This window comes from Kytococcus sp. HMSC28H12, from assembly GCF_001816045.1.
Lineage (GTDB): Bacteria > Actinomycetota > Actinomycetes > Actinomycetales > Dermatophilaceae > Kytococcus > Kytococcus schroeteri.
The window spans coordinates 1-909 of the sequence record NZ_KV824490.1; the positions used below are offsets into that span (position 1 = coordinate 1).

The 909-nt window shown below is 72.1% G+C and carries 1 protein-coding gene; it reads right to left on the bottom strand.

Annotation, left to right across the window (positions count from 1 at the left end; all coding sequences use genetic code 11):
- Positions 1–134: 134 nt before the first annotated feature.
- Positions 135–909: dihydrolipoamide acetyltransferase family protein (locus tag HMPREF3099_RS06990; RefSeq protein WP_141762040.1), on the bottom strand; the 775-nt coding region annotated here is incomplete at its 5' end.

Sequence of the window (909 nt, forward strand, 5' to 3'; positions counted from 1 at the left end):
GGGGCGGGGGGGGCAACGAGGGTGGGTGGCGTAGGAGTGGGAGGGCGCCCGGGGACCGGGCACGACGGAGCGGGCCCGCCCCTCTGGACGAGCCCGCTCACGTCATCGCGTCACCCCGGTGCGGGGGCGGTACCTCACCAGGTGAACGCCGTGCCCGGGTCCTGCAGCAGCGCGGCCACGTCGGCCAGGTAGCGCGAGCCCAGGTCACCGTCCACGAGGCGGTGGTCGAAGCTCAGCGCCAGCTCGGTCACCCAGCGCGGCTCGATGGTCTCGTTGCCGTCGCGGTCGGTGACCACCCACGGGCGACGGTTCACCGCGCCGAAGCACAGGATGGCCGCCTCGCCGGAGTTGAGGATCGGCGTGCCCGAGTCCACCCCGAAGACACCCACGTTGGTGATGGTGATGGTGCCGCCGGACATGTCGGCCGGGGACGTCTTCCCGGCACGCGCCGTGGACACCAGGTCGCCCAGCGCGCCGCCGAGCTCCACCAGCGACTTCTCCTGCGCACCCTTGATGTTGGGCACGATGAGGCCACGCGGGGTCGCCGCGGCGATGCCCAGGTTCACGTCGTGGTACTGCACGATCTCCTGGTTAGCCTCGTCCCACTTGGCGTTGATCTCCGGGTTGCGCCGGGCAGCCAGCACCACGGCCTTGGCCACGAGCAGCAGCGGGGTGACCTTGACGTCCTTGAACGCGCGGTCGCCCTTGAGCTTCTCGACCATCTCCATCATGGCGCTGACGTCCACGGTGATGAACTCCGTGACGTGCGGGGCGGTGAAGGCGCTGTTCACCATGGCCTGCGCGGTCATCTTGCGCACGCCCTTGACCGGGGTGCGGGTCTCCCGCTCGCCGGCGGCGACCGGGGCGGCAGCCGCGGCGGCCTCGGGGGCCTGGGCAGCCGCGGGGGCG